We start from the raw sequence: 3,389 nt of genomic DNA on the forward strand, positions 1-3,389 counted from the left end.
TAGTTATACCCAGGCTTCCCTCTGATAGGGGCATTCGGCGTTATGATGCGATAGGCGATGTTGATTTTATGATACTGGCTGAGAAAAATAGCCATTTTGCCTGTTGCTTGACGATAACGCTTCATGATTTGGGCACCGGCTTTAATTAGCCTAAAAGTAATAAAAAAACAAAAACCGCTGTTAAATAGCGGCTTGATTTTTACATTCATCTTGTCAGTAGCGAGCAAGATTTTAGACTGCAACGACTCAACCCGCAATGAAATTTAGCTTAAATATGCATTATAGCCATACAAAATTGTCAGTAAACGTAGCAATTTGTGAGCAAGAGCCGTGTATCTTGATTTGCTGGTTTATTGGTTATTGAGTATCACTGAGTTCAGCGTTGTTATGCTGACTGACCCAATCTCGCATCGATTGCCACATCAGTCCCATCGTTTCAAACCAATAGCGCTCTGTTTGTTCTAGATATTTGGCTTTGGGAATGTATTTATCCCAAGCTTGACTCACCTTCGTTTGGGCTAGGTAGTTGGTCGGAGCAGGGATAGGCGTGAGTCCAACAGAGTGAAATTCATTCATCGCTCGTGCCATATGACTTGCAGAAGTGACAAGAACCAGTTTTTTATGCTGAACAAAAGCAGCAGCTTGCCGCGCTTCTTCCCAAGTATCTTGTGCGGTTTCCAGTAAAATAATATCAGATTTTGACACACCAAGCGCGAGAGCCACCTTGGCGAGCATTCTCGCATGGCTAAATTCAGTACCACCGGCATAGCCTGATAAAATCAGCTTAGCGCCAGGGTACATGTGTAAAATACGGATGCCTTCCGTTAAGCGCATCAATGCCGTTCGAGTTAACTCCGAGGTGGGTGGAATCGTACCATCCACAACATGGCCATTGCCAAGCACCATCACATAATCAACGGAACCGTCGACGGGCAGAAACGCGCTGTATTGACGCTCTAAAGGCATTAAGAGGCGGCTAGAAAGGGGTTGAAAGGCAATTAAAAACAGACCGCTCAATGCAAAGAGCACCACAAGACAGCCTGTTTTACGTTTGGCGGTAAACATGATTAACATTAAACCGACAAAACCAATGATCAGCAGTGCTGGCAAAGGCATCAGAAGCGAGGAAACGATTTTTTTCAGCTCAAACATAAACAAAATAGTCCGAAAAAACAGCACTTGATAGTAAAATCAGCGAAAGATTCTTTATTCCTGCCATTCCTATGACAGAATAGCAGCACGATTGATTATCATAGCTCAAGCCACAGTGACAGAAGACCGTAATTTCGACGATATTGCCCACAAATTTGCAAAAAACATTTATGGTTCTGACAAAGGTGAGATTCGCCAAGTAATTGTTTGGCAAGACCTCATGAGTCTACTTACCCATTTCGATGAAGCACAAGCTCCGTTGCACATTTTAGACGCGGGCGGTGGTTTGGCACAGATGTCACAAAGATTAGCGAAATTTGGTCACAATGTCACTCTATGCGATCTTTCTTCTGAAATGTTGCATTTGGCAAAACAGGCGGTTATTCAGAATGGTTTACTTGAACGGTATTGCTTTGTACATACCCCTGTCCAAGCGATCGATAAACATTTACCAGCACCTGTCGACATTGTGATGTTCCATGCGGTCATGGAATGGTTGGCAGATCCTCAACAGGCATTGCACCATTTGTTGAACCAAGTGCGAGTGGGTGGAATGGCATCGATTATGTTTTATAACCAACATGGCTTGGTGTACAAAAATGCAGTGTGTGGCAATATTCCTCATATTCTAGCGGGAATGCCCCACCGCAAACGTTTTAAACTTCAGCCTCAACAAGGTTTATTGCCGACCGACGTTTATCAGTGGATTGAACAAGCCGGATTTGAAATTTGTGGAAAATCCGGTATTCGCTGTTTTAGTGACTATATTGGTAACATGCAAAATATGGGTGAATATCAATATGAAGATCTTTTGGCTCTGGAACGACATTATTGCCGTCAAGAACCTTATCTATCATTAGGTCGCTATATCCATGTTTGGGCTAAGAAAAAAGAACAGGTATAACATGAGTGAATTAACTCAAAACGCTGCAGAGCAGCCCATTGATGAATTGGTGAGTTGGGTTAAGCAGCATGATTTCTCCTTGAACCTCAGTGCAGAGCGGTTAGCTTTTTTAATTGCCATTGCCGTGTTGAGCCATGAACGGTTTGATGAAGAGCTTGGTGAAGGCGAGTTGCATGATGCTTTTGCCATTGTAACTCGACTATTTACGGAGACGGGGGAGCCTTCGGCTTTTCGAGCAAATAATGCCATTAATGAATTAGTCAAACAGCGCTTGATCAGTCGATTTACTAGCGAAGTGACAGAAGGAATGAGTATCTATCGTCTTTCACCACTTGCAATGGGGATCACTGACTACTACCTTCGTCATCGTGAGTTTTCCAAATTAAAGCTCTCGATTCAGCTTTCGATGGTCGCCGATGAAATGGCGAAAGCGGCTGAATCTGCTCAGAAGGGCGGTACAACAGAGCACTGGAAAAAAAACGTGTATGGCGTACTGAAATACTCTGTCGGAGAAATTTTTGATCGCATTGATCTTAACCAACGCGTTTTGGATGAACAGCAGCAATCGGTAAAACAGCAAATTGCTGACCTGCTCAATCAAGATTGGCGAGACGCCATTCAACAGTGTGAACGTTTATTATCAGAAACCTCATCGACACTGCGAGAGCTGCAAGATACCTTGCAGGCTGCAGGAGATGAACTGCAAACCCAAATTCTCGATATTCAAGAAAAAATTTATGGCGATCCTGAACTTGAATTTATTGAAGAAGTGCTATTTTCACTGCAAATGAAGTTGGATCGCATCATCAATTGGGGCCAACAAGCGATTGATTTATGGATAGGTTATGATCGACATGTGCATAAATTTATCCGAACGGCCATTGATATGGATCAAAATCGAGCCTTCAGTCAACGTCTTCGTCAGTCAATGAATGATTATTTTACCCAGCCATGGTTATTAACATTTGCAGAGGCAGAACGCTTATCCGATCTGCGTGATGAAGCATTAGTGCTCCGAGATGATGAGGTGACAGGGCAGCGGCCAATGGACGTGGAATATGAAGAGTTTCAGCAAGTGCACGACGCAATTTCAGAGCGTATTGGCCATATGCTTAAAGCTCATAAAGAACAGCAGTTACCCATCGATTTAGGTATCGTGTTACGTGATTACCTCGCTTCACATCCGCGTACACAGCACTTTGATCTGGCTAGAATCGTCGTCGATCAAGCCGTGCGTCTCGGTTATTCTGAATCGGATTACCGAGCCGTTCAACCAAACTGGCAAGCCATTAACGAATTTGGGGCAAAGGTACAAGCAAATGTCATCGACCGA

3 protein-coding genes are annotated in these 3,389 nt (G+C 43.5%); 2 read left to right on the forward strand and 1 reads right to left on the reverse strand.

Annotation, left to right across the window (positions count from 1 at the left end):
• Positions 1-357: 357 nt before the first annotated feature.
• Positions 358-1,179 (reverse strand): envelope biogenesis factor ElyC, encoded by an 822-nt coding sequence (elyC, locus tag B7C60_RS14915; protein WP_099612335.1) that lies wholly within the window; start codon positions 1,177-1,179, stop codon positions 358-360.
• Positions 1,180-1,267: 88 nt separating this feature from the next.
• On the opposite strand from elyC, the gene cmoM reads away from it, so the two are divergent.
• Together cmoM and mukF are read left to right on the forward strand one after the other, a co-directional pair.
• A complete protein-coding gene (gene cmoM, locus B7C60_RS14920) occupies positions 1,268-2,056 on the forward strand; it encodes a tRNA uridine 5-oxyacetic acid(34) methyltransferase CmoM (RefSeq protein ID WP_099612653.1) in 789 nt (262 codons plus the stop codon).
• Position 2,057: 1 nt separating this feature from the next.
• The coding region (gene mukF / locus B7C60_RS14925) for a chromosome partition protein MukF (protein ID WP_099612654.1) at positions 2,058-3,389 on the forward strand (1,332 nt) is incomplete at its 3' end.

Source organism: Vibrio fujianensis, from assembly GCF_002749895.1.
GTDB classification, from domain to species: domain Bacteria; phylum Pseudomonadota; class Gammaproteobacteria; order Enterobacterales; family Vibrionaceae; genus Vibrio; species Vibrio fujianensis.